At 59.5% G+C, this 22,985-nt stretch carries 25 protein-coding genes, 3 tRNA genes and 3 rRNA genes; 18 read left to right on the top strand and 13 right to left on the bottom strand.

Annotated elements, in window-relative coordinates; translation table 11 throughout:
* Positions 1-15 precede the first annotated feature (15 nt).
* The gene (locus V5N13_RS09225) at positions 16-309 is read right to left on the bottom strand and encodes a DUF424 domain-containing protein (RefSeq protein ID WP_336360524.1); all 294 of its coding nucleotides are present in this window, start codon (positions 307-309) and stop codon (positions 16-18) included.
* Positions 306-1,040 carry a tetratricopeptide repeat protein gene (locus V5N13_RS09220; protein WP_332897612.1) on the bottom strand — a complete coding sequence of 245 codons (735 nt, stop codon included), beginning with the start codon at positions 1,038-1,040 and terminating at the stop codon, positions 306-308. Before V5N13_RS09220 ends, V5N13_RS09225 begins: the two co-directional genes overlap by 4 nt.
* Positions 1,041-1,123: 83 nt before the next feature.
* Here V5N13_RS09220 and thpR point away from each other — a divergent pair, with 83 nt between their 5' ends.
* The 12 genes from thpR (at position 1,124) to V5N13_RS09160 (ending at position 9,292) form a co-directional block, all read left to right on the top strand.
* A complete protein-coding gene (gene thpR / locus V5N13_RS09215; RefSeq protein ID WP_336360523.1) occupies positions 1,124-1,678 on the top strand; it encodes an RNA 2',3'-cyclic phosphodiesterase in 555 nt (184 codons plus the stop codon).
* Positions 1,679-1,739: 61 nt separating this feature from the next.
* Positions 1,740-2,537, top strand: a complete 798-nt coding sequence (locus tag V5N13_RS09210; protein ID WP_336360522.1) for a ZIP family metal transporter — start codon at positions 1,740-1,742, stop codon at positions 2,535-2,537.
* Between the two features lie 66 nt (positions 2,538-2,603).
* Positions 2,604-2,756, top strand: coding sequence for a 50S ribosomal protein L39e (locus V5N13_RS09205; protein WP_276245889.1), 153 nt, complete (start codon positions 2,604-2,606; stop codon positions 2,754-2,756).
* A gap of 2 nt (positions 2,757-2,758) precedes the next feature.
* Positions 2,759-3,037, top strand: coding sequence for a 50S ribosomal protein L31e (locus V5N13_RS09200; RefSeq protein WP_332897609.1), 279 nt, complete (start codon positions 2,759-2,761; stop codon positions 3,035-3,037).
* Between the two features lie 4 nt (positions 3,038-3,041).
* Complete coding sequence (locus tag V5N13_RS09195; RefSeq protein ID WP_336360521.1) at positions 3,042-3,707, top strand: translation initiation factor IF-6; 666 nt, start codon at positions 3,042-3,044, stop codon at positions 3,705-3,707.
* Positions 3,708-3,808: 101 nt separating this feature from the next.
* On the top strand, positions 3,809-4,000 hold the full coding sequence (gene rpl18a / locus V5N13_RS09190) for a 50S ribosomal protein L18Ae (protein WP_332897607.1): 192 nt from the start codon (positions 3,809-3,811) through the stop codon (positions 3,998-4,000).
* On the top strand, positions 3,997-4,452 hold the full coding sequence (pfdA, locus tag V5N13_RS09185) for a prefoldin subunit alpha (RefSeq protein WP_336360520.1): 456 nt from the start codon (positions 3,997-3,999) through the stop codon (positions 4,450-4,452). The genes rpl18a and pfdA overlap by 4 nt, the downstream gene beginning before the upstream one ends.
* A gap of 6 nt (positions 4,453-4,458) precedes the next feature.
* Entirely contained in the window at positions 4,459-5,652 is a 1,194-nt protein-coding gene (ftsY, locus tag V5N13_RS09180) for a signal recognition particle-docking protein FtsY (RefSeq protein WP_336360519.1), read from the top strand.
* Between the two features lie 60 nt (positions 5,653-5,712).
* Positions 5,713-7,101 (top strand): signal recognition particle protein Srp54, encoded by a 1,389-nt coding sequence (locus V5N13_RS09175; RefSeq protein ID WP_336360518.1) that lies wholly within the window; start codon positions 5,713-5,715, stop codon positions 7,099-7,101.
* Between the two features lie 46 nt (positions 7,102-7,147).
* A complete protein-coding gene (locus tag V5N13_RS09170) occupies positions 7,148-7,726 on the top strand; it encodes a magnesium transporter (RefSeq protein WP_336360517.1) in 579 nt (192 codons plus the stop codon).
* Positions 7,727-8,284, top strand: a complete 558-nt coding sequence (locus tag V5N13_RS09165; protein WP_336360516.1) for a magnesium transporter — start codon at positions 7,727-7,729, stop codon at positions 8,282-8,284.
* Positions 8,285-8,323: 39 nt separating this feature from the next.
* Positions 8,324-9,292, top strand: coding sequence for a nucleoside recognition protein (locus V5N13_RS09160; protein ID WP_336360515.1), 969 nt, complete (start codon positions 8,324-8,326; stop codon positions 9,290-9,292).
* A gap of 17 nt (positions 9,293-9,309) precedes the next feature.
* On the opposite strand, the gene V5N13_RS09155 is transcribed toward V5N13_RS09160, so the two are convergent.
* The 7 genes from V5N13_RS09155 to V5N13_RS09125 form a co-directional block, all read right to left on the bottom strand.
* Positions 9,310-9,894: a response regulator transcription factor gene (locus tag V5N13_RS09155; RefSeq protein ID WP_336360514.1), complete on the bottom strand. Its 585-nt coding sequence runs from the start codon at positions 9,892-9,894 to the stop codon at positions 9,310-9,312.
* A 326-nt stretch (positions 9,895-10,220) separates the two neighbouring features.
* Positions 10,221-10,296 (bottom strand) — tRNA-Cys (locus V5N13_RS09150).
* A 248-nt stretch (positions 10,297-10,544) separates the two neighbouring features.
* Positions 10,545-10,663: ribosomal RNA gene (gene rrf, locus V5N13_RS09145) — 5S ribosomal RNA — on the bottom strand.
* 131 nt (positions 10,664-10,794) lie between these two features.
* Positions 10,795-13,711 (bottom strand): 23S ribosomal RNA (locus tag V5N13_RS09140).
* A 206-nt stretch (positions 13,712-13,917) separates the two neighbouring features.
* Positions 13,918-13,989, bottom strand: a tRNA-Ala gene (locus V5N13_RS09135).
* Between the two features lie 119 nt (positions 13,990-14,108).
* Positions 14,109-15,581 (bottom strand): 16S ribosomal RNA (locus V5N13_RS09130).
* The 16S, 23S and 5S rRNA genes sit together here with 2 tRNA genes alongside, the layout of an rRNA operon.
* 944 nt (positions 15,582-16,525) lie before the next feature.
* Complete coding sequence (locus tag V5N13_RS09125) at positions 16,526-16,840, bottom strand: non-histone chromosomal MC1 family protein (protein ID WP_332897598.1); 315 nt, start codon at positions 16,838-16,840, stop codon at positions 16,526-16,528.
* A gap of 266 nt (positions 16,841-17,106) precedes the next feature.
* Between V5N13_RS09125 and V5N13_RS09120 the strand changes: the two genes are divergently transcribed.
* Together V5N13_RS09120 and V5N13_RS09115 are read left to right on the top strand one after the other, a co-directional pair.
* Complete coding sequence (locus V5N13_RS09120) at positions 17,107-17,304, top strand: hypothetical protein (protein WP_276245903.1); 198 nt, start codon at positions 17,107-17,109, stop codon at positions 17,302-17,304.
* Positions 17,305-17,398: 94 nt separating this feature from the next.
* Positions 17,399-18,475: a molybdopterin-dependent oxidoreductase gene (locus V5N13_RS09115; RefSeq protein WP_336360513.1), complete on the top strand. Its 1,077-nt coding sequence runs from the start codon at positions 17,399-17,401 to the stop codon at positions 18,473-18,475.
* Here V5N13_RS09115 and V5N13_RS09110 read toward each other — a convergent pair.
* A complete protein-coding gene (locus tag V5N13_RS09110) occupies positions 18,453-18,872 on the bottom strand; it encodes an RNA-binding domain-containing protein (RefSeq protein ID WP_336360512.1) in 420 nt (139 codons plus the stop codon). The two genes, V5N13_RS09115 and V5N13_RS09110, sit on opposite strands and share 23 nt — an antisense overlap.
* A complete protein-coding gene (locus tag V5N13_RS09105) occupies positions 18,869-19,459 on the bottom strand; it encodes an AAA family ATPase (protein WP_336360511.1) in 591 nt (196 codons plus the stop codon). The genes V5N13_RS09110 and V5N13_RS09105 overlap by 4 nt, the downstream gene beginning before the upstream one ends.
* An 84-nt stretch (positions 19,460-19,543) precedes the next feature.
* Here V5N13_RS09105 and V5N13_RS09100 point away from each other — a divergent pair, with 84 nt between their 5' ends.
* Positions 19,544-19,921, top strand: a complete 378-nt coding sequence (locus V5N13_RS09100) for a YccF domain-containing protein (protein WP_332897594.1) — start codon at positions 19,544-19,546, stop codon at positions 19,919-19,921.
* 46 nt (positions 19,922-19,967) lie between these two features.
* Positions 19,968-20,074: transfer RNA gene (locus V5N13_RS09095), tRNA-Arg, on the top strand.
* Positions 20,075-20,258: 184 nt separating this feature from the next.
* On the opposite strand, the gene V5N13_RS09090 is transcribed toward V5N13_RS09095, so the two are convergent.
* On the bottom strand, positions 20,259-20,774 hold the full coding sequence (locus V5N13_RS09090) for a cupin domain-containing protein (protein WP_442905094.1): 516 nt from the start codon (positions 20,772-20,774) through the stop codon (positions 20,259-20,261).
* Positions 20,775-20,871: 97 nt separating this feature from the next.
* Here V5N13_RS09090 and V5N13_RS09085 point away from each other — a divergent pair, with 97 nt between their 5' ends.
* A complete protein-coding gene (locus V5N13_RS09085; protein WP_336360509.1) occupies positions 20,872-21,318 on the top strand; it encodes a hypothetical protein in 447 nt (148 codons plus the stop codon).
* Positions 21,311-21,814 (top strand): hypothetical protein, encoded by a 504-nt coding sequence (locus V5N13_RS09080; protein ID WP_336360508.1) that lies wholly within the window; start codon positions 21,311-21,313, stop codon positions 21,812-21,814. Before V5N13_RS09085 ends, V5N13_RS09080 begins: the two co-directional genes overlap by 8 nt.
* A 41-nt stretch (positions 21,815-21,855) precedes the next feature.
* Here V5N13_RS09080 and V5N13_RS09075 read toward each other — a convergent pair whose 3' ends face one another.
* Complete coding sequence (locus V5N13_RS09075; protein ID WP_336360507.1) at positions 21,856-22,947, bottom strand: aminopeptidase; 1,092 nt, start codon at positions 22,945-22,947, stop codon at positions 21,856-21,858.
* Positions 22,948-22,985 lie beyond the last annotated feature (38 nt).

Raw genomic sequence — 22,985 nt, 5'->3', positions numbered from 1 at the left:
CGGCGAACTGCGGCGTTATCCGAGTCGAAGCACCTGCGCGTGGCGGGTGTCACCGATGGTGAGCACGGTGCTCTCATCGACGAAGCCGTGTTCGACCGCGAGGGCAATCGAGCGCGTGCCAACGATGTTTGCGACCGTCGCGCGACGGAGGCTTGCGATGACGGCCTCTTCGGTCATCTCCTCGCCGTCGTAGAAGCTCTCGCTCACCGAGATGGTGACGTCGCCCTCCGAGAACGTTTTTCCGAGAATCTCAGAGTCACAGACGGAGACGAGCAGGCCCTCCGGGGTTTCGCGTTCGTTGACAATCATTCGTCGACGAGTTTGCGCTCTGCCTCTTGGCGCAGTTCTTCTGCCTCTGCGGCGAACTGTTCTGCGAGTTCGTCTTCACCGACTTTCTCGTGAGCGCGGGCTTTCTCCTCTAACAGGTCGATGCTCCGGAAGCCGAGGCGGACGGCGTTGTCAAAGCAGTTGACCGCCTCCTCTGCGAGGCCGCGTTCGAGCAGGAAGAAGCCGCGATTGTACCAGCCCTGTGGGAAGCGCGGGTCGATTTCGACGGCGCGTTCTGCGTGTTCGAGCGCCTGTTCCGGGCGGCCGAACTCCCAGAGCGCGTAGGCGAGGTTGGTCTCGGCGCTCGCGGCGTGTTCTGAGCGGTCGTCGAGCGAGAGCGCTTCTTGATACGCCCCAATCGCCTCGTCGAACTCTTCGAGTTCGGCGTGGGCGACGCCCTTGTTCACCCACGCCTCTTGAGCGGTCAGGTCATCGTCTGCGAACTGTGCGGCCCGCCCGAAGGCGTCGGTTGCCTGCTCGTAGCGGTTGATTTGCATGTAGCCAAGGCCGACTTCGAGCAGTTGTGGCGCATCGACGTTGTCCGTCGCGAGCTGGCGCTGGTCGAGCAGGTCGGTGAGGACACGCGCGTCAACCGGGTCGACCTTCGAGGGGTCGACTTTCAGTTCGGGTGGGTCGAGGTCAAACTCGTCGTACGACTCAGAGAATCCCTGTCCCTCCGAGAACTGGTGTGGGTCGCGGTCGGAGTCGGTCATTGCCGGGCGTAGGCAATCACGCGCATTAAGGGCTACGCCACAGTGACCCGCAGAGTAATCGTCTCGACCGGCGAACGTTCGGTATGCGACTGTTCGTGAGCATCGACTTAGATGAGCTCGAAGACGCGGTGGTCGCCGTCCAAGAACCGCTTTCGGGGGCGAGTGGCCTCGACCTCGTGGCCCCCGAGCAGGCCCACATCACACTGAAATTCCTCGGCGAGGTCGCAGAACAGGGCATCGACGACATCGAAGCCGCCCTCGAAGATGCGGTCAGAACCGCTGCGGTGCGCCCTTTTTCAGCCACGTTCGAGGGACTTGGCGCGTTTCCGAGCGCGGAGTACATTCGGGTCGTGTGGCTCGGCGTGGGCGAGGGAACCGAAGAACTCACGCGGCTCTACGAAGCAATCGAACGCCGCCTCATCGAGGAGGGGTTCGAACCGGAGAGCCACGGATTTACGCCGCACGTCACCCTCGGGCGGATGCGCCACGGTGGGGGCAAAGAGACGGTACAGCGCGCACTCGAAGCAGAGGGGGTGACGGCGGGGTCAATGCGGGTGACCGAGGTGCGACTCAAAGAGAGTCTGCTTACGGACAACGGCCCGGTGTACGTCACGCGTTCTCGCGTCGAACTGATTTAGGCCGGCCAAAACTTTTCAACTGAGTGATAATTCTTAAGCCCGCGCCAGCACAAGGAAGGGTATGGGACTACTGGCGAATCTCACGCTGGTTTTCGTCGCGGGATTCATCACCGCACTGGCAACCGGGATTGGTGCGTTGCCGTTTTTTCTGGTCGAACGCGTGAGCGACCGATGGAACGTCGCGCTGTGGGGGCTTGCCTCGGGCATCATGGTGTCTGCGTCGTTGTTCGGGCTGATTAGCGAGGGGCTTGCGAACGGGACGCCCGCAGAACTCGGCGTTGGCCTCGCCGCGGGCGTCGTGCTCGTCGTCGTGAGCCACCGCATCATCTCGGGGCTCGAAGTCTCGCCAAAGCGCTACGAGCAGGCGGATTTTCGCAAACTCCTGTTGATTCTCGGCATCCTCACCGTCCACTCGTTTCCAGAAGGCGTGGCCATCGGCGTCTCGTTTGCCGACCTGAATCTGGACGGGGGCTTTTCCCTGCTCGGATTCAGCGTGCCGTTGCTCGCCATCTTCATGACCATCGCCATCTCGATTCACAACATCCCCGAGGGCGTCGCCATCTCCATCCCGCTGCAGTCGATGGGCGTCTCGAAGTGGCGGATGGTGTGGTGGGCCGTGTTTTCGAGCCTCCCCCAGCCAATCGGGGCGGTGATTGCCTTCTACTTCGTCCGCATCGCGCGGGAGTTCTTGCCCTTTGGCTTTGGCTTTGCCGCAGGGGCGATGATTTATCTCGTCCTCTCTGAGTTCATCCCCGAGGCGCTCGAACTGGGCAAGGCAGTGCCCGGCGGCGGACGGGCGGAACTCGTCTCCGGACTCGTCGTGGGCGTGCTCATCATGGTGCCCCTCGCGTTCATCTGAACCAGTGAGGGTGGCCAGAGTCAAAGGAACAAGAATTTAAGCCATCAAGGGGTACGCCCGTGTACTATGGGCAAGAAGTCGAAGGCCAAGAAAAAGCGCCTGGCCAAACTCACTCGCCAGAACACGCGCGTCCCCGCGTGGGTCATGATGAAGACGGACATGGAAGTCCGACAGAACTACAAGCGCCGCAGCTGGCGGCGAAGCGACACTGACGAATAATCATGAGCGCAAGCGATTTCGAGGAGCGCATCATCACGGTGCCGCTTCGTGACGTGACGGCAGTAGCAAAGCACCAGCGAGCAAACCGTGCGATGAAAATCATCCGCGAACACCTCGCAAAGAACTTCAAAGTCGACGCAGAAGACGTCCGCCTCGACCCAGCCATCAACGAGGCCATCTGGTCTCAGGGTCAGAAGCGTCCGCCGCGCAAACTCCGCGTTCGCGCAGCACGCTTCGAAGAGGACGGCGCCCACATCGTCGAAGCCGAACCGGCAGAGTAACGCTGTGCTTCGTGCGGCATTCTCCGGTTCCGCGTACGTCGGTATCTTCGCGCGGGCCACTGACGATTGCGTAGTCGTTCGCCCCGACGTCGAGGACACCCTCGTCTCCGATATTGCAGACGAACTCGGCGTCGACCCAGTGCAAACGACCGTCGGCGGGTCGGGCGCGCTTGGCGCGCTCGTCACCGGAAACGAAAACGGTCTGCTCGTTTCGAGCCGCATCAGTGAGTACGAATACGAGCGTCTCGCAGACGGCGTCTCCGTCCCGGTGTACGAACTGCCCGGGCGCATCAACGCCGCTGGAAACGTGATTCTCGCAAACGACACCGGCGCGTACGTCCACCCCGACCTCAGCGACGAGGCGGTGGAGGCGGTTCGCGACGGCCTCTCTGTGCCCGTCGAACGCGGCGACCTCGCCGGCGTCAGAACCGTTGGCGCGGCGGCGGTCGCCACCAACAAGGGCGTCCTCTGTCACCCGAAAGCGACCGACCAGGAACTCGACGAAATCGAAGCCCTGCTCGGCGTCCCGGCCGACATCGGCACCATCAACTACGGTGCCCCGCTCGTTGGCTCCGGACTCATCGCAAACGACACCGGCTACGTCGCTGGCAAAGATACGACCGGCCCCGAACTCGGCCGTATCGAAGACGCGCTTGACTACATCGCATAACCGGCTGACTAGCGCCACTTTTCTCCGGCCCGCAGTCGAGGAGACACCCGCTCGTGAGGAGAAGGGAAGATACTTCCCGCTCGCTCTCCGAAAGTTGTTCCATGAGTCAATTCACCGTGACTGGTCAGTTCAAGACAAGCCGTGGCTGGGAGTCGTACACCAAAACAATCGACGCGCCAAACGAGAACGTTGCAGAAGAGCGCATCTACACGCAGTTCGGCTCGAAACACGGTCTCAACCGAGCGAAGATCACCATTGACTCCGTCGAGGAGGCAGAGGAGGTCGCAGCATGAGTGCCCAACAGCAGATGCAGCAGCTCTCCCAACAGCTTCAGGCTCTCGATGAAGAGCGTCAGGAAGTCGAAGCTGAAATCGAACAGAAGCGCGAAGAAAAGCAGTCGATGGACGAGGCAATCGAAGCCCTCGAACTCTTAGAATCCGGCTCGACGGTGCAGGTGCCACTCGGTGGCGGCGCACACCTCCGCGCAGAGATTCAGGACATCGACGAAGTCGTCGTCACCCTCGGTGGCGGCTACGCCGCAGAACGCGAACAGGAAGACGCCATCGAAACCCTGAAGCACAAGAAAGAGACGGTCGACGAAGAGATCAGTGAGCTTCAGGACGAAGTCGCAGAAATCGAAGAGCAGTCCTCGCAGTTAGAGCAGCAGGCCCAGCAGATGCAACAACAGCAGATGCAACAGCAGATGCAGCAGATGCAACAGCAGGGCGAAGGCGACGAAGAATAAGGCAGGATGTTCGATGGACTAAAAGAGAAGCTTTCGAGCTTCCGAAAGGACGTCGAGGAGTCGGCCGAAGTCGAGGAGGACGCCGACGACTCGCCCGCAGCCGATACGGACGCGGCCGAGGAGCCAGTGCAGGACGCCGCGTCCGAGCCGGAATCTGTCGAACCCGACGCGACGCCGGATTCAGAGCCGGAGCCAGCCGAACCGGAACCGGTTGCCGAACCTGAGACCGAACTGGAAGCCGAGTCCGAATCAGAGCCAGAACCGGTCGACGTAGCTGAAGACGTGGAAACCGAGGAAGCCGAGAAATCGAACGGCAGAAGCCTCGGCGAGCGCGCGAAACTGTTCGCCACCGGTCGGGTCGTCATCGACGAAGACGACTTAGAAGACCCGCTCTGGAATCTGGAGATGGCGCTCATCCAAAGCGACGTGGAGATGAACGTCGCAGAGGAGATTTTAGACCGCATCCGCGAGAAACTCGTCGGTGAGACGCGCGTCCGCGGACGGAGTACGGGCGACATCGTCGAAGAAGCGCTGCACGACGCCCTCTACGACGTGATTAGCGTCGGGCAGTTCGACTTCGACGGGCGGATTCAGGAGGCAGACAAACCAGTCGTCATCATCTTCACGGGTGTAAACGGCGTCGGGAAGACGACCTCTATCGCCAAGCTCTCGAAATACTTCGAGAAACAGGGTCTCTCGACGGTGCTCGCAAACGGCGACACGTATCGGGCGGGCGCAAACGAACAGCTCGCAGAACACGCGCGCCTGCTCGAGAAGAAAATCATCACCCACGACCAAGGCAGCGACCCGACGGCCGTCATCTACGACGCCGTCGAGTACGCGAAGGCAAACGACATCGACGTGGTGCTCGGTGACACCGCCGGCCGACTCCACACGAACAACGACCTGATGGCGCAACTCGAAAAAATCGACCGCGTCGTCGGGCCGGACATGACCATCTTCGTGGACGAAGCGGTGGCCGGACAGGACGCAGTCGAGCGCGCCCGGACGTTCAACAACGCCGCGGCCATCGACGGCGCAATCTTGACGAAAGCCGACGCCGACTCGAACGGCGGCGCGGCCATCTCCATCGCCCACGTCACGGGCAAGCCAATTCTCTTCCTCGGCGTCGGGCAGGGGTACGACGACATCGAGCGATTCGACCCCGAGCAGATGCTCGAACGTCTCCTTGGCGAGTAATCTCGGGGCCACCGCCCGAGAAAAAGCCTTTATCACTTCGACCGCCTAGGCTCGCGTAACATGGTACTTGACAATCTCGGGAGTTCCCTTCGGGGCACCCTCGACAAACTCCGCGGGAAATCTCGTCTCAGCAAGGAGGATGTCGAGGAGATCGTCAAGGAGATTCAGCGCTCTCTCCTGCAGGCCGACGTCGACGTCGGCCTCGTGATGGAACTCTCCGACAACATCAAACAACGCGCACTGGAGGAAGAACCGCCGGGAGGCACCTCCGCGCGCGACCACGTCCTGCGCATCGTCTACGAAGAGCTCGTAGACCTCGTCGGTGAGAGCACCGAACTGCCACTCGAAAAACAGACCATCATGCTCGCGGGCTTACAGGGGTCGGGGAAGACGACCTCCGCCGCGAAGATGGCGTGGTGGTTCTCGAAGAAGGGCCTGCGCCCCGCGGTCATCCAAACGGACACCTTCCGGCCGGGTGCCTACGACCAGGCAAAAGAGATGTGTCGGCGAGCAGAAGTCGATTTCTACGGCGACCCCGACGAAGAAGACCCCGTCAAAATCGCCCGCGAGGGCCTCGAAGCGACGAAGGATGCGGACGTGCAAATCGTGGACACGGCCGGTCGCCACGCGTTAGAAGACGACCTCATCGAAGAAATCGAGGAGATTCGCGCGGCAGTGAACCCAGACCGCTCGCTGCTCGTGCTTGACGCGGCAATCGGGCAGGGCGCAAAAGCGCAAGCCCAGCAGTTCGACGAGTCGGTGGGTATCAACGGCGTCATCATCTCGAAACTCGACGGGACGGCCAAAGGTGGGGGTGCGCTCACCGCGGTCAAGGAGACGAACTCCTCGATTGCCTTCCTCGGGATGGGTGAGACGGTCCAGGACATCGAACGCTTCGAGCCGAGTGGCTTCATCTCGCGGCTGCTCGGGATGGGCGATCTGAAGCAACTCACCGAGCGCGTCGAACGCGCGATGGCAGAAACCCAGGACGAAGACGACGACTGGGACCCAGAGGACATGCTGAAAGGCAAGTTCACCCTCCGAGACATGCGCCGGCAGATGCAGGCGATGAACAAGATGGGACCACTCGACCAGGTGCTCGATATGATTCCCGGCCTCGGCGGCGGACTCAAAGACCAACTCCCCGACGACGCGATGGACGTGACCAAAGACCGGATGCGCGTCTTCGAGTTCATCATGGATTCGATGACCGAAAACGAGTTGGAGAACCCCCGGTCTATCAGCGCGAGTCAGGTCAAACGGATTGCGCGTGGCTCTGGCACCTCAGAGGAGAAGGTGCGTGAACTGCTCCAGCAACACAAGATGATGGAGCAGACGCTCAAGCAGTTCGGTGGCATGGGCGACGGCGACATGCAGCGGATGATGAAGCGGATGGAAAAACAAGGCGGTGGCGGCATGGGCGGCCTCGGCGGCATGGGGCCGTTCTGAGTCGCCGTAAACTGGTTTTTTATCCCTGCGGGCGCACAGTCAGACCATGAGTGCCCGCGACATCGCACTAGAGGCGTACCGGGAAGCCCTCCCGGCGCTCACGGCGAGTGTCGCGGGCGGCCTGTTCGCGGGCGTCGTCCTCAGTGGGATGCGCGCCGAACTTCAGGACGTGGCCGGACTGCTTGTGTTGATTCCTGCGCTTCTCGCCACCCGCGGGAACGTCTATGGCTCGCTTGGCGCGCGACTGGCAACCGGACTCCACCAAGGGCTTGTCGAGCCACACGTCTTCAACGGTGACCGCAGGCTCCAGTCTGCGGTGGTGGCGGCGATGGCGAATGGGATTCTCGCCAGTCTGTTCGCAGCGTCGGTCGCGTTTTTCGTCCTCGATGGGCTGTCGAGACCGGTCGCACCGCTCGGGACGTTGTTGGCGATTGCGCTCGTCGCTGGCTTACTCTCGGGGATTGCGCTCTCGGGGGTCGTCGTAACCGTCGTCTTCGCGGGGTACCGACGCGGACACAACCCGGACACGCTCGTTGGCCCCGTCGTGACGACGACCGGCGACGTGTTCGGTCTCGCCTTTCTCCTGCTCGCCGTGCGAACCGTGCTCACGCTGGGGGGCGGCTAGATGCCCACCGAGTGGACCATCAAAGCGATTACCCGCGCGATGCTGCCCGTCTTACTCCCGCTCACGCTCGTCGAAATCGGGAGTGGACTCGTCCTCGGGACGTTCGAGAGCACACTTATTCGCCACCCTTCGCTGCTCGTGCTCGTCCCCGTCACCATCGGCACCGCGGGGAATCTCGGAAGTATTCTCGCCGCGCGGCTTTCGACGGCGTTTCACCTCGGATTGCTCTCCTTTGGCCGAGCGGATGAAACCCTCCTCGGAAACGCACTTGCGACAATCGGCCTCGCGCTTACCGTGTTTCCGGTCGTCGGCGTCGGCGCGTGGGTGCTCGCGTGGCTCACCGTCGGCACCGACCTTTCGGTACTGACGGTGTTGCTCGTCTCGGTGACGAGCGGGGCGACCCTCGCGGTGGTGGCCGTCGTCATCACGTTCATTGCGACGTATGCGGCCTACCGCTTCGAGCTCGACCCCGACGACGTGGTGATTCCCGTCGTCACGAACGCCTCAGACGTGCTCGGCGTCATCATCCTGTTTCTCGCCGTGCGGACTTTCGTCTGAACCGACGAACATTTGCCCCGCTCGCCCCGACGGGCACACGTGCAGTTCGGTGACCTTCTCTGGACCGTCGGCCCGCGGGTGGCGAAGATTTCACTGTTTATCGCCATCGGTGTCTTCCTCGCCAACCTCGCCGTCGCCTTCGGCGCGGTGCGGAAAATCGCCGCCCTCTCGCGGCCGCTCACCCAGCCCGCAAATCTACCCGAGGAAGTCGGCACCGCGATTCTGACGACGACGGCTTCGACCACCGCCGGGTACGGGATGCTCGCAGAGTTCCGCGAGTCGGGCATGCTCGACGACCGCGCCACGCTCGTCGCGGTCACCATCAACACGTTCTTCGGCTTCGCCCAGCATATCTTCACCTTCTACGCACCCGTCCTCATTCCGATTCTCGGCCTCCGGGTCGGTCTCATGTACGTCGGCGCGCGGGCGCTCATCGCCCTCGCCATCACCATCGTCGGAATCTGCGCAGGAGCACTCCTCCTCTCTGGGCGCAACGTGAATCACGCGGCGCGACCCGACACTATCGAAACGCCGGATGCAAAGACCCAATCGACCCGAGAGAAACTCACAGACGCAGCCACGAACACCGCGACAAAGCTCCGCGATATCGTCCCTCGGCTCGCCATCATCTACACGCTGGTCGTGTTCCTCACCTCGCGCTACGACGTGGCCGCCGCGACTGCCTTCGCAGACCCCGTCGTCGAAGCGGTGGGGCTGCCCGGCGCGGCCGTACCGGTCATCGCTGTACTCACCCTCGATACGACCAACGGCGCGCTCGTGCTTGCGCCACTCATCGAAAACGGGACGTTCACCGCGCGGGCGGCGGTGGCAACGATGCTCATCGGGAGCATCATCTCGTTTGCCGTCACCACGTTCAAACGCTCGATTCCGTTCCAGTACGGCATCTGGGGGGCAGAGTTCGGGTCGAAAGTCATCGCCGTGAACACGGGACTGAAGCTCATTTTCATCTCACTCGCAGTGGCGATTTTGCTCGCGCCCATCTGGTAACTCGACGTACGACGTGGTTATGTCGAATCGTCGTCGACAATCGCACGCAACACGCCGACAAAATCAGCATCAGATGAGAGTCCGTCGAACGACGTGTCGAGATTCTCGCGCGCGCGTTCGATTCGGGCAACGAGGTCTCTGTACTCTTCGTTCGATTCGAGGACAGAGCGGGTGAATTCGGCTTCGAGGGCGGCTTTGCGAGCAACGAGCGAGAAGTAGTTTTGTAAGTCGTCTGCGACCGCACTGCGTGCGAGCAGTCGTTCGATGGTGTCACGGAGCTGGTCGCGTGTGGGCGGTTTCGTGACGTATTCGTCAAAGCCCATTTCGATGATATCGAAGCCTGGGTCGACGGCCGTCACCATTGCCACCCGGCAATCAATGTCTCGTGCCCGGATTTCTTCGAGCACCTCGTCGCCGGACATCCCCGGCATCATGCGGTCTAAGAGGACGACATCGATGGAATCGTCAAGTTTCGAGAGCGCCTCTTGGCCGGATGCAGCGTGTATGACGGTGTAGGACTCTGCCAGCCACCGTTCGTACGTTTCGCCCACATCTGGCTCGTCTTCGACGATGAGGACGGTTGGCTGCGCAGAAGTTGCCATGATAGATGTGTGATACGGATGCAGACCTCTTGATACTTTGTCTACCTATTCATCGCTGAAACGAAGCGGGCGGAGATGTTTCGAGCGAGAATATATGGATTAGCCGAGAAGCTGTGATGGTCTGGAAAACGAATCGTGTCTTTCTGCGCTGCGTTTGTGTGCGAAAGCTGTGGGACGTGCATGGTGATGACCGAGCGCTGTCGCTCCTCGATGAGTAGGCTGGTCGAAAAAGGGCCAAGAGCTAGATGTTGAACACCACTCGCTACCGCGCCTTCTTTCAAATCCTAATCTGGGTGCTGTCGCTCAGGGATTTGATCGCAACAGAAAGCCAAGGGCCGGATTTGAACCGGCGATGGGCGGCTCTGCAGGCCGCTGCGTTTGGCCGGACTCTGCCACCTTGGCGCATCACATGGTAGAGGGGTGAGTCGCTTAAGCGTAGCGGTCTGTAATGAATCACCAGACGCGAGCGTTGTCACTCGCCGTCTGTAAATGAAAAAAGCCCAGAGCTCTCGCTCTAGGCTAAATGAATGAAGTATGAATGGAGGCGGCGAACCACTGGTTGCAGACCGTTATAACGGACTGTTCTCCAATTCCACCGGGACAAACCCTGCGTGTACTATGGATGGCAGTCCTGGGACTGTACCTTGTCACCCTTGCGGGTCAGCTCTCCCAGAGACTCTCGTACTCCAGTACTCACTGGAACGCAGGCAGGCTTATCTTCCGTGTTCGGGATGGGTACGGGAGTGACCCTGCCGCTCTGGCCGCCTTAACGCCGATCTGTGGAATCGAACCACTGGCACCGTGTGTGGTGAACACCAGTTATCGGTGGTATGTGCTGTAATGTACGTGCAATCCAGTTTACGCCCGGACTCGTTCCGAGTCCATCCGTAATGCGGTATGATTAAGTGGCGACCTGTTAGTGCTCGCGGGCTAAACGCCTCGTTGCCTCAGCGCGTACACCCCGAGTCTATCGAACTCGTCTTCTACGAGTGGTCTTAATAGTGCTTCTTTTCCAGGTGGGTTTCGAGCTTAGATGCATTCAGCTCTTACCCCTTGTTGCGTAGCTGCCCGGCACGTGCCCTTTCGGACAACCGGTACACCAGTGGCAACCATTCGTAGTTCCTCTCGTACTATACGAACGTTCCCGTCAAGCACCTTGCACCCCCAATAGATAGCAGCCGACCTGTCTCACGACGGTCTAAACCCAGCTCACGACCTCCTTTAATAGGCGAACAACCTCACCCTTGCCCGCTGCTGCACGGGCAGGATGGAGGGAACCGACATCGAGGTAGCAAGCCACCGGGTCGATATGTGCTCTTGCCGGTGACGACTCTGTTATCCCTAGGGTAGCTTTTCTGTCATCAATTGCCCGCATCGAGCGGGACTAATTGGTTCGCTAGACCACGCTTTCGCGTCAGCGTTCCTCGTTGGGAAGAACACTGTCAGACGACCTTATGCTCTTGCACTCTTCCTCGGGTCTCCGACCCGAGTGAGGTCATCTTAGGGCGCGCTCGATATCTTTTCAAGCGCGTACCGCCCCAGTCAAACTGCCCGGCTACCGGTGTCCTCCTCCCGGAGTGAGGGTCACAGTCACTAACGGGTAGTATTTCAGTGATGTCTCGGTGATCCGCTAGCGCGGATACCTGTGTAACGACTCCTACCTATCCTGCACATTAGCGACCATGTCCCAGCGACAGCCTGCAGTAAAGCTCCATAGGGTCTTCGCTTCCCCTTGGGGGTCTCCAGACTCCGCACTGGAATGTACAGTTCACCGGGCCCAACGTTGGGACAGTGGCGCTCTGGTTGATCCATTCATGCAAGCCGCTACTTAAGCGGCAAGGTACTACGCTACCTTAAGAGGGTCATAGTTACCCCCGCCGTTGACGGGTCCTTCGTCCTATTGTACTAGGTGTTCAGATACCCGCACTGGGCAGGATTCAGTGACCGTACGAGTCTTTGCAGATTTGCGGTCACCTATGTTGTTATTAGACAGTCCGAGCGCCCGAGTCACTGCGACCTGCCCCATTCCGGGGCAGGCATCCCTTATCGCGAACTTACGGGACTAATTTGCCGAATTCCCTAACGTCGGTTATTCCCGACAGGCCTTAGCTTTCTCCGCTATGGACACCTGTGTCGGTTCTCGGTACGATCATCATAATTGCCTTTTCACGGGCTCCAGGTTGGGTCGAGTTTCCCTATCCTGCCGTTCATCCGCTTCGTGCCATTACGGCTTCCACGGATTTGGACAGTTCGACCGGGCGAATGCCCGGCTCGACCGACCCCGAAGCGTCGGCTTTTAGTTTATGATGGCGCTGGAATATTAACCAGCTTCCCTTTTGTCTTACTCGAATTGCGGTAAGACTTAGGATCGGCTAACCCTCAGCTGACGAACATTGCTGAGGAACCCTTATCCATTCGGCCGTCGAGATTCTCACCCGACTATCGCTGCTACTATGGCCAGGATTTTCGTTACTGCTCGGTCCACACGAGTTCTCACCCGCGCTTCCACCCAAACAGAATGCCAACCTACTGAATCACGATGTTACTCGTGCCGTCAGGTCTCGGTGGTAGACTTGAGCCCCGATCATTTTCGGCGCCTCGAACCTCGGCCGGTAAGCTGTTACGCTATTCTTAGAGGGTAGCTGCTTCTAAGCTCACCTCCCGGCTGTTTAGGGCTCGAGACCACCTTTAAATCGCACTTAGTCTACACTTTGGGACCTTAACCCGACTCTGGGTTGTCTCCCTCACGGTACACAGGCTTACCCCGCGCACCGGACTCCCAGCTTCGACAGCGTCTGTAGGTTCGGAGTTTGACAGGGGAGTCGACTCCTCTCGGAGGCGAGCTCCCCAATCGGTCGCTCTACCCCACAGACTACCTCAGCTGAGGTCATGCTTCGACATGTTTCGGTTGGAACCAGCTGTTTCCGAGTTCGATGGGCCTTTCACCCCTACACACAGATCACGGGAGGGTATTGTAGGACACCACCCCTAGCAGGCTTCCACATGGCTTTCGCCATGCTTCACCTTGCCCATGTGTAGATCACTCGGTTTCGGGTCGTGCCCGTTTGGCTCCCCGCACTTGAATACGGCGGCCCTCACGCAAAGCGCTGCGGCCATGTTGGTTTCCCTATGCCTTCCTCGATACTCGAGTTAGACTCGCCAAACAAGCACACTCCCTGGCTCGTTTTTCAAAACGCACGACGGAACACCGGCTCTCTGAGATTCGTACTAGAGGCTCGCACCTCGTTCCTTTTTCTCAGAGCCTTTTATGCCCCGTCGCTCCATCACTGACTGATTTCAAGACCTATTGCACCTTCCTTCTCGGAGTGCTTTTCAGCGTTCGCTCACGCTACTTGTTTACTATCGGTCTCAAGTTGTATTTAGTCTTGGCAGTAGATGCCTGCCTTATTGGCGAGGGATTTCCAACCCCCGCTACTCAGGTACTGGTGCACAGCGTACTGATTTGTGTTACGGGGTTTTCACCCTGTGTCACGCTCTGTTCCAAGAGACTTCACACAAAATTTCTGCTGATGAGTACCAGCCCATACACCACATTGCCCGAAGGCTTCGGTTTGGACTGTGTCGCCTTCACTCGCCGTTACTAACGACATCCCGATTTGGTTTCTTTTCCTGCTCCTACTAAGATGTTTCAATTCGGAGCGTTCCCCATTGCGCGAAGCAATTGTAAAGGGATTCCCATTAGGAGATCTGTAGTTCTTAGCCTCCGTGCGGCTCCCTACAGCTTTTCGCAGCTTGGCACGTCCTTCGTCGGCACTTGAGCCGAGCTATCCACCAGCCAGTATAGTTTCCACGATTGTTTGTTCCGGTTGTGACTCGGAACGCGTCCAGTGGACGTCTGGATTGCACGTACACACAGCGTCATCACGCACACATCGGGTAAGATGATGCGTTCAACCCTTCCCACTCGCGCTTACACGGAGTGGTGCATCGGTTCTTGCAGGTATTCAATCAAAGCGCCGTCTCCCACTTAAGGGATACGGTTCGTGATTGAACACGTTTGCATGGACCCACAGGGATTCGAACCCTGGGCATCCTCCTTGCAAAGGAGGCACTCTACCACTGAGCTATGGGCCCGCCTTCCAACTGGAAGGCAGTTGTTAGCCTTGATAGTTCTAAGGTGCCCGACCGGTGAAACGCGGTCGAACTGTGAAACCAGTTAAGGTGGGTCGGGCCGAAGCCCGATCCCGGTCTTTAGGAGGTGATCCAGCCGCAGATTCCCCTACGGCTACCTTGTTACGACTTAAGCCCCCTTGCGAAGCCCAGATTCGACCACCGTTACGGTGGCCTCATCCGGACCTCACTCGGGTGCTTTGACGGGCGGTGTGTGCAAGGAGCAGGGACGTATTCACCGCGCCCTTCTGAGACGCGATTACTACCGAATCCAGCTTCATGAGGGCGAGTTTCAGCCCTCAATCCGAACTACGATTGAGTTTAGGAGATTAGCGTCCTCTTTCGAGGTTGCAACCCATTGTCTCAACCATTGTAGCCCGCGTGTAGCCCAGCACATTCGGGGCATGCTGACCTACCGTTGCCCGTTCCTTCCTCCGCTTTGGCAGCGGCAGTCCACCTAATGTACCCAACCACCTCAGGGGTGTTGCTGGCAATTAGGCGTGCGGGTCTCGCTCGTTGCCTGACTTAACAGGACGCCTCACGGTACGAGCTGACGGCGGCCATGCACCTCCTCTCAGTAGGTCAAGTAAGCTCATCACACTGACTTTCACTCCTACTGTCGATGCTGGTGAGATGTCCGGCGTTGAGTCCAATTAAACCGCAGGCTCCTCCGGTTGTAGTGCTCCCCCGCCAATTCCTTTAAGTTTCATCCTTGCGGACGTACTTCCCAGGCGGCTCGCTTCACGGCTTCCCTACGGCACAACACTGGCTCGTAGCCAGTGTCACACCTAGCGAGCATCGTTTACAGCTAGGACTACCCGGGTATCTAATCCGGTTCGAGACCCTAGCTTTCGTCCCTCACTGTCGGATCCGTTCTTCTGGAGTGCTTTCGCCATCGGTGGTCCGTCTAGGATTACAGGATTTCACTCCTACCCCGGACGTACCCTCCAGACCTCCCGGTCCCAAGCCGCACGGTTTCCGTTGGACGCCTGCTCGTTAAGCGAGCAGATTTCCCAACGGACCTGTGCGGCCAGCTACGGACGCTTTAGGCCCAATAATAGCGGTCATCACTTGAGCTGCCGGTATTACCGCGGCGGCTGGCACCGGTCTTGCCCAGCCCTTATTCTTGTACCTCCTTACGGTACAGAAAAGCGAGGACTGTATGCCCTCGCACTTGGGGTTCCCTTATCGCACTGTCGTGCAGTGTAAAGTTTTCGCGCCTGCTGCGCCCCGTAGGGCCCGGAATCTTGTCTCAGATTCCGTCTCCGAGCTCTTGCTCTCACAACTCGTACCGATTATCGGCACGGTGGGCCGTTACCCCACCGTCTACCTAATCGGCCGCAGTCACATCCTATGGCGCCGGAGCATTTCAAGGTCTAAGCATTCCAGCAGAAGACCCCTATTTGACATTATCCTCAGTTTCCCGAGGTTATTTCAATCCATAGGGTAGTTTGACCACGTGTTACGGAGCTTTCCGCCACGAATCTAAATTCGTGCAACTAGCATGGCTAAATCGAACCCCAATAGCAATGACCTCCGGCAGGATCAACCGGAATGTTCCCCTGGTAAACCAGGGGGGTGTGGCGGGAGCTGTGTATGAAACACAGCTACCATATCGCTAAATCGCTATTGGTATCACAAGTTCGACGACACACGATTACCGATCGGGTGTCACCGAACTATCAAGGCTAACATCAGATCCCATCTTTACGGCGGACCGCAGGGGTGGAATCCTCATTTCCTTCGGACCTGAACATACTCCGGGACGGGTCATAAACCCATCGAACGGTGCGTGTCGGCCCATGAGTGGGGACGGGATTCAACCATCGCCCAGTCACGCTTGCTTTCTGTCTGCATTCATTCGGAATGTCCTTACCCACTTAAGGGCGTCGGATTCCGATTCGAAGGTGGGTGTCGGAGGGTGGCTCCGACCTCCCGCGCTTCACATTACATCCGAACGCCCTTACACACTTAAGGGCATCGGAATCAGGTGGACGCCGGGTGTCGATTTCCGGGCGTCCCGCGCTTATTAATCCCGAATGCCCTTACACACTTAAGGGCTACGGATGCAATCCGGTGCAACGAGGCCGGGTCGGGCGTCCGACCCTCCTGCGCTGCTTCACATTATTCCCGATGGGGGGGTTACACTTAAGACCGTCGAACGAACGGCGCTTCGTCATGCGGTTTCATGGGTACTGCAGACACGACCCGCGAGAACAGAGCCACATAGTGGTGTGACGAGCCGCTCTGCAAAGACCGCCGAACAGAGAGCGTTGCAACTGAGCAACGAGAGTGACGCAATGAATGGTGTCGCGCGGATGGAGGCCGACCGATCATCCCTCGCCTGTCGCGTCAGGTCTGGTCGGGTGTTGGCCGCGCAGACTGGTCTACGAGCAGGGGTGGTATAGGGGACACGGTCTCATCGAGAGGTGTGCCCGAGCGCGCTACGCGAGCGTACGGAAAGAGTAACTACGGCCGAAAAATGCGTATGAATGCGAGCTTAGATCTCTTCTAAGTGTTCGATACCCTTCTTCGAGACGTTGGCCTCGGTGATGACGGTAGGCATCCAGTTTGGCTTATCATCGGGTGCTTCCTCCTTCCAGGCCCAGCCATCGTAGATGTGGACTTTCGTTGTCCCTTTTTCGCGGAGGCGAAGTTCGGTACGCTTTGCCGCACTCTCGCTTTTCGCGGGCTTCAGTCGACGGGCGGCTTTGAGTGCTGCCTGTCGGGGGGTTCGTCCTGAGAAGACGCTCGATTCCTTACCGCTCTTGTCGCGCAGGGCAAAGTTGCGCTTTGAATCCTCACTACGTGCCATGGTTTTGGCTCCATGTCAAACGAGCACATGCCACCTAATAAAGATATCCCCAAAATCGGGGTACTCCGACGCCATCTTTATATACGTGATTCAGGAAAGTTGGCTGATTCGACCGAAAATCACCGACTAGGCTGGTATGTGCAACCCTTGCACGCACCCCTCATTTTAAATATAATGACCGGCTGAGCGCTCTGACGCTTCGATACAGGCCGACTCACGGTAGACTTAAGTATCCACTACAGCGAACCTGCGAATAAGATACCGCGATGGTACGGAAAAAGAAGCTCAGTCCGAGTGGGGCAAAAGACGAGAATGGGGAATACCACAACGTGCACCTGAACCTGCACGAAGACGAGCTGAAAGTTGCAGGGATGGATATCGGTGATGAAGTGTTCGTTCGCGTACGCGAGGGGAAAATCATCATCCAAAAAGCAGACCAAGATAAGGTCGAACACGAGTTCTAACCCACCAATTCTCCCTTCGCTACTCACACGGTGGAGTCACAACCCACGCCCAACAAGAGGGCTAACTCCGTCCATCGCGTAGCACCACACAGTAATGGCGCGTTTTCGGTTCGAACCCACCCCTCGAACGCTCGACTGGACGCTGTTTGTCGTCGTCGCCCTCGAAGTCGCAACCGGTCTCCTCAGTCTCGTCGCTGGTGAACCAGCCGACGCCATCGTCTTCGTCAGCCACGGGGTGCTTGGATTCACTCTTACCGTCCTCGTTGCCTGGAAACTGCGCCGCGTGGCTCCCCGCCTCAGAACCCGGGTTGCAGGACGGTGGACGACCGCACTCTCCGCCCTCCTCACAGCGGTCACCCTTGGCGCGCTCGCAACCGGCGTGTTCTGGGCGTTCGGTGGTGACTTTCGATTCTTGCTGTGGAACGCACTCAACGTCCACATCGCGCTTGGGTTGCTCGTCGTCCCCATCCTTGCACTCCACCTGAGACGTCACTACCACACGCCACAACCGGCGGACTTCACACAACGTCGAATCGCCCTCCAGTACGGGACTCTTCTCGTGTTCGGCGCGCTCACATGGCGAGTGCAACAGGCAACAAGCCGACTCCTCGCCCTCCCCGGCGCAACCAGACGATTCACCGGCTCGAAAGAACGCGGGAGCGACGCGGGGAACGCCTTCCCGCTGACCAGCTGGGTCGCAGACGACCCCGCCCCAATCGACGTCGAACACTGGACGCTCACACTCACCGGCGAACTCGCACAGCCACGCTCGTTCAACTATGACGACCTCACACCCGAGGACGAAACCCGCGCCATCCTCGACTGTACGAGTGGCTGGTACTCAGCCCATGACTGGCAGGGCATCGCCGTTGGGTCCCTCCTCGACCTCGCAGAACCCACCCCGGCGGCGCGCTGGGTTTCCTTCCGGTCGGTTACCGGCTACCGGTGGAGTCTCCCCATCGAAGAAGCCCGTGACGCGCTCCTCGCAACCCACGTCGACGGCGAAGCGCTCGTCCACGGCCACGGCGCGCCGCTCAGGCTGGTCGCGCCCGGGAGACGTGGCTTCCAGTGGGTGAAATGGATTACGGCAATAGAACTGCGAGAACGCAGAGACGTGAGCGAGTGGCTGGCGATTTTCGTGAGTGGGTTCAGCGAGACTCCTCGGGAGTAATCGGCTTTCCGTCCTTCGTTGGGGGTGCGATGTGGTCGATGAACTGCTCAACAGCTGGTTCGTGCACGCGCACGCGAACCGCGAGGTCGCCAAGTTCGCCGGGTTTGCCGACCGAGAAGTTCACGACGCCCTTGAACGCCGCCTGCTTTTTCAACCCGAACGAAAAGGTGTCGCCTTCAAGCGTCGAAAAGAACTCACCGCGGGCGGTGTCGAGAATTTGCTGTTTGTGCAAACACTGCGAGAAGTGGTCCATGCTGTGGGCTTCTGCCACCAACTCACCGGGGTTCGTCGAGACCGTCGCCTCGGGGAACAGGTTCGTGATGGCGTCGGCCACACGGTCTGTGACCTCCGTCGCCTTGACTGGCGCCGTGATTTCGACGTCAACGGAGTAAATCATTCGGTGGCCTCCGATTCATTCGCGACGGTCTCAAGGGCGTCGATACCGTCTTCGAGAAGCGTCCGAATCGACTCGTGGAACGCCGCAAGCGAAGTCGTGTTCTCGATGACCACGTCCGCTTGCTCCATCGCCTCGCCCATCCCGTAGCCGAGTTCGCGTTCGTCGCGTTCGCGCAGGTCAGCCTTCGCTTCGGCCGTCGGGTCTCTCCCCCGGTCTCGAACCCGTTCGAGTCGAGTTTCGAAGGGCACCTCGATACTCGCAAGGACGAACTGGTCGCCAAACGCCGCCTCGAAACATTCGACTTCGGCCGCGCCACGAATCCCGTCGACAAGCACCACGTCGCTGTCTTCAAGGTGTGCTTCGATGAGCGGCAACGACCGGTCTGCAACGGCCGCAAGCCCGCCTTGCTCTCTGAGGTCAGTCGCCACGAGTCCCATGTTGTCCTCCGTGATGTCGAGCCCACGGTCGCGACACTCGGCCCGGATGACATCCCCCATGGTCAACACGGGAATGTCGAGTTCCTTCGCAACCGTCGCGGCCTCGCTCTTGCCGCTTCCCGGCAGTCCGACGATACCGATAACACGCATTACGTCGGCGTACTCGTGAGGCGCGCATAAGCCCTCTGCTCCGGGTGGGACACAACTTTTCTCGCTTCACCACTTACGACGAGTATGGCACAACGCCCCTTGTTGGTTCGCGCCCTCTGGTTCGTCGCCGTTGGCTGGTGGCTCACCCCCGCACTCATCAACATCGCGTGGTTCCTGAACGCCACCCTCATCCTCCTCCCGCTCGGCATCAAACTCATCAACCTCGTCCCGACCGCCCTCACGCTGAAAGAGCCACGCTCGCTTTCGACACCGGAGTCGAGCCGCGGCCAACACTCACTGGTCATCAGACTCCTCTACTTCATTTTCATCGGCTGGTGGCTCAGCCTCGCGTGGGCGAACATCGCTGCCTTCTTCGCCATCACCATCATCGGCCTCCCCATCGCCTACTGGATGTTCAATCTGCTCCCCTTCGTCACCTCGCTGTACCGCTTCGACGGGTAAAACGCAGACCGCTACAATTTTTGACTGTCACCGAGAACGACCGGTAGGGCACGTAGCTCAGTCTGGATAGAGCGTCGGACTTCTATCCTTCTCAGCACTCTGCTGGGAGGGGAAGACATCCGACGGTCGTGGGTTCGAATCCCATCGTGCTCGTTCGAAATCGCTCCGCAATTTCTCACTCGCACGGTGTACCTCGCAAACGCTTCGCGTTTGCTCAGTCCCATCGTGCTCTGTCATTCCTGCTTAGATGCACAACAGAAAGTCGTGAGTGACGACTCTCGTTTTCTGTCGTTCTCAAATCAATTCACGACAACGACACAGCTCCGCAACCACCTCGCTACCGCTCCGGTTCCTCTTTCTCGCCGCGATTTGTGGGTATCATTTCTGTCCCGCACTCGGGACAGAGGAGTTGTAAATCGGCTTTCGTCACATCGTCACTCAGGAGCGACCGGCGGCGGTGGAAGGTGCGTTCGCCACACGCGGGACACGCTTTCAAGATTTCCACGTCGTCTGAGCCAAAGGGTGCGCCGATGGCGAGCCCCGAGACCGGTTCCGTGCCGTCGTTGTAGCCGTGTTGGAACTCTCCCGGCGCAAACCGGATGATTTCGCCTGCGGCAACCTGTTCGGTTCCAGCCTCGGTCTCAAAGGTGGCCGTCCCCGACTGAACGTAGAAAATCTCCTCTTGGTCGTGGTGGGTGTGATACCCGCCCGAGAACGCTTCGCCCGCGTCAAGTTCGAAGTAGTTCAGTCCGACATCTGTCGCCCCGAGCGCGAGCCCCACGCGAAACGGCCCCGGCGAGCGCGGATACGGATTTTTCACCTGTTCGACTGCGTCAACCCTGACTTTCTCCATAACGCCTCGACGCACCCCAAGGTAGTGGTCGTATCGTCCATCAAGCCACACCGTAGGTGCAGTTATCATGTTAGCACAATGAATCGTTAGTATAGCTATGGCGCTCTCGCAACTTCTCGTTCGCTCGATACATGTCCTCGCGATGGCAGTGCTGTTGGGCGGGAGCGCAGTCGTCTGGTTGACGGTTCGAACCCGAGCACCCTCTCCGGTCGAGCGAGGATTTCTACTCCAGCTTGCGACGGGCTACGAGTGGCTGTTCTGGGCGTCACTCGGGACGCTTGTCATGACCGGCGTGGGCAATCTCGGCGCGCTCGCCCCCGCTATTCCGACGCTCTCGACCCAGTGGGGAATGGTGTTGTACACGAAACTCGCGGCGGTGGTCGGATTGCTCCTCTTTTCGGCCGGTCGGACGGTCGCGGTGGTCCGCCTTCGAGACGCGGACATCGCAGCGAACGTCGTTCCCACCCTGTCGCGGGCCTACGCGGGAACCACGCTCTACGTACTTGGCTTGCTCGCGCTCGCGGAGGTGCTCGCCCATGGCTGAGACGGCTCGCACGCGCCCGGACAACCTCCTCGTGTTCGGGCTCGCCACCTTCCACGTCACGCTCCTCACCACGACTGGCCTGTTCGTGCTCCACTCGTCTGGCTCGATTGGCCGCCTGCTCGCAGGGCTCGATACGCTCACCGGCTTCGCCCTGTTTCTCGCCCTCTGGGCAAGTACGTGGTGGACGACGCGCTGGGTGCTCACCCGTGCCCCGCTCAACCCCGAAAACTCAGACAGTCGGCTCCGGAGTGCCATGCTCTGGGGCTACCTCGGCGGTGCAGTGACGGGAATAGTCTTCCTCCCGGTGGCGTTCGTCCTCGTTTTCCTGTTCACGTTCGGCGTCGCAGTGCTCGCCAACCTCGCGTCGTTCATCGTGCTCGTGTTCGGAATCCCGGTCGCCGCCATCGTCGGCGGACTCGTGGGCACGGCGTTCGGCCTGTTCGATTTCTGTATCTACCGCGTGGCGAGTTCGTTCGTGCCCAAGCGCCGCGCGTGAGTTCCCACGAAGTGACTTCCCGTCTCAAAATGTGAGTGAGTCTATGCTTCGAAGCCGTCTTCGAAGATGAACGTGCCGTTGCGCTGGACGACTTCTCCATCAACCTCGATGAACGAGTCTTCTGCCATGTCCACAATCATATCGACGTGGGTCGCACTCTGATTCTGTTCTGCCCCCTCACCGACACACTCGTCGTAGGCGCGGCCGACGGCCATGTGGACGGTGTCGCCCATCTTTTCGTCAAACAGCATGTTGTAGGTGAACTGGTCGATATCTCGATTCATCCCAATCCCCAGTTCACCGAGCCGACGTGCCCCATCGTCCGTGTTGAGGATGTTCGTGAGCACCGCTTCGTTCTTCTCCGCAGCGTGCTCGACAACGACGCCGTCTTCGAACTTGAGCCATGCACCCGTGACCTCGCGGCCCTGGTGGTAGAGCGGGAGATCAAACAGAACCTCACCCTCGACGGAATCGGGGACGGGCGCGGTGAACACCTCGCCGCCGGGCATGTTGTGCATCCCCGAGTCGTTGATGGTAATCATGTTTTCGAGGCTCATCGTGAGGTCCGTCGAGTCGCCACTCACGATGCGAATCTCGGAGGCTGGATTCAGAATTTCGACCATCTGTTGTTGGTGGGCGCGCTGGGCGTCCCAGTCTTTGTTGATGGCGTCCCAGACGAAGTTCTCGTAGCCTTCGAGGCTCATCTCCGCGAGTTGGGCGCTGCCAGTGCCGGGGAACTGCGTGGCGACCCAGCGCTTCGAGAGACGTTCTTCGAGCGTGGGCGACATGGCCCGAGAGTGGGCGGCGAGCACTTCTGGAGCCACGTCGCTCGTCTCGGTGGCGTTCACCTCGGTGCGAATCGAGATGTACACGTCCATCTCCTCGAACAGCGCCATGATGTGGCTCGGCGTCTCGAAATCCTCGGGGTCGGAGGCCCGGAGATAGGCGCGGGCGGCGCGCGAATCGCTCGCCATGTAGAACGGGTGTGCACCCTTATCACCGATGAGTTCGTGGAGCGCCACGACGAGGTCTGCGGCGACCGACGGGGCGACGATGACGACGTTGTCACCCTTCTCTACGCGCGTCGAGTGTTCGACGAGAACCTGTGCCTGTTCGCGGATACGCGGGTCCATACCGGATATTCATGCAGGTTGCCGATACCCCTTTCGGG

Source organism: Haladaptatus sp. ZSTT2 (assembly GCF_037081775.1).
In the GTDB taxonomy this organism is placed as follows: domain Archaea; phylum Halobacteriota; class Halobacteria; order Halobacteriales; family Halococcaceae; genus QDMS2.
Note: the sequence above shows the minus strand (reverse complement) of the source record. Positions and strands in the feature narration are given on the sequence as shown.

Coding starts and splice junctions, on each gene's coding strand:
- V5N13_RS09120 (WP_276245903.1), top strand. CDS start 17,107: ATGGTACGGAAAAAGAAGCTCAGTCCGAGTGGGGCAAAAGACGAGAAT.
- ftsY (WP_336360519.1), top strand. CDS start 4,459: ATGTTCGATGGACTAAAAGAGAAGCTTTCGAGCTTCCGAAAGGACGTC.
- thpR (WP_336360523.1), top strand. CDS start 1,124: ATGCGACTGTTCGTGAGCATCGACTTAGATGAGCTCGAAGACGCGGTG.
- V5N13_RS09105 (WP_336360511.1), bottom strand. CDS start 19,459: ATGCGTGTTATCGGTATCGTCGGACTGCCGGGAAGCGGCAAGAGCGAG.
- V5N13_RS09205 (WP_276245889.1), top strand. CDS start 2,604: ATGGGCAAGAAGTCGAAGGCCAAGAAAAAGCGCCTGGCCAAACTCACT.
- rpl18a (WP_332897607.1), top strand. CDS start 3,809: ATGAGTCAATTCACCGTGACTGGTCAGTTCAAGACAAGCCGTGGCTGG.
- V5N13_RS09115 (WP_336360513.1), top strand. CDS start 17,399: ATGGCGCGTTTTCGGTTCGAACCCACCCCTCGAACGCTCGACTGGACG.
- V5N13_RS09075 (WP_336360507.1), bottom strand. CDS start 22,947: ATGGACCCGCGTATCCGCGAACAGGCACAGGTTCTCGTCGAACACTCG.
- pfdA (WP_336360520.1), top strand. CDS start 3,997: ATGAGTGCCCAACAGCAGATGCAGCAGCTCTCCCAACAGCTTCAGGCT.
- V5N13_RS09155 (WP_336360514.1), bottom strand. CDS start 9,894: ATGGCAACTTCTGCGCAGCCAACCGTCCTCATCGTCGAAGACGAGCCA.
- V5N13_RS09170 (WP_336360517.1), top strand. CDS start 7,148: ATGAGTGCCCGCGACATCGCACTAGAGGCGTACCGGGAAGCCCTCCCG.
- V5N13_RS09165 (WP_336360516.1), top strand. CDS start 7,727: ATGCCCACCGAGTGGACCATCAAAGCGATTACCCGCGCGATGCTGCCC.
- V5N13_RS09125 (WP_332897598.1), bottom strand. CDS start 16,840: ATGGCACGTAGTGAGGATTCAAAGCGCAACTTTGCCCTGCGCGACAAG.
- V5N13_RS09175 (WP_336360518.1), top strand. CDS start 5,713: ATGGTACTTGACAATCTCGGGAGTTCCCTTCGGGGCACCCTCGACAAA.
- V5N13_RS09200 (WP_332897609.1), top strand. CDS start 2,759: ATGAGCGCAAGCGATTTCGAGGAGCGCATCATCACGGTGCCGCTTCGT.
- V5N13_RS09100 (WP_332897594.1), top strand. CDS start 19,544: ATGGCACAACGCCCCTTGTTGGTTCGCGCCCTCTGGTTCGTCGCCGTT.
- V5N13_RS09210 (WP_336360522.1), top strand. CDS start 1,740: ATGGGACTACTGGCGAATCTCACGCTGGTTTTCGTCGCGGGATTCATC.
- V5N13_RS09220 (WP_332897612.1), bottom strand. CDS start 1,040: ATGACCGACTCCGACCGCGACCCACACCAGTTCTCGGAGGGACAGGGA.
- V5N13_RS09085 (WP_336360509.1), top strand. CDS start 20,872: ATGGCGCTCTCGCAACTTCTCGTTCGCTCGATACATGTCCTCGCGATG.
- V5N13_RS09080 (WP_336360508.1), top strand. CDS start 21,311: ATGGCTGAGACGGCTCGCACGCGCCCGGACAACCTCCTCGTGTTCGGG.
- V5N13_RS09110 (WP_336360512.1), bottom strand. CDS start 18,872: ATGATTTACTCCGTTGACGTCGAAATCACGGCGCCAGTCAAGGCGACG.
- V5N13_RS09090 (WP_442905094.1), bottom strand. CDS start 20,774: ATGGAGAAAGTCAGGGTTGACGCAGTCGAACAGGTGAAAAATCCGTAT.
- V5N13_RS09225 (WP_336360524.1), bottom strand. CDS start 309: ATGATTGTCAACGAACGCGAAACCCCGGAGGGCCTGCTCGTCTCCGTC.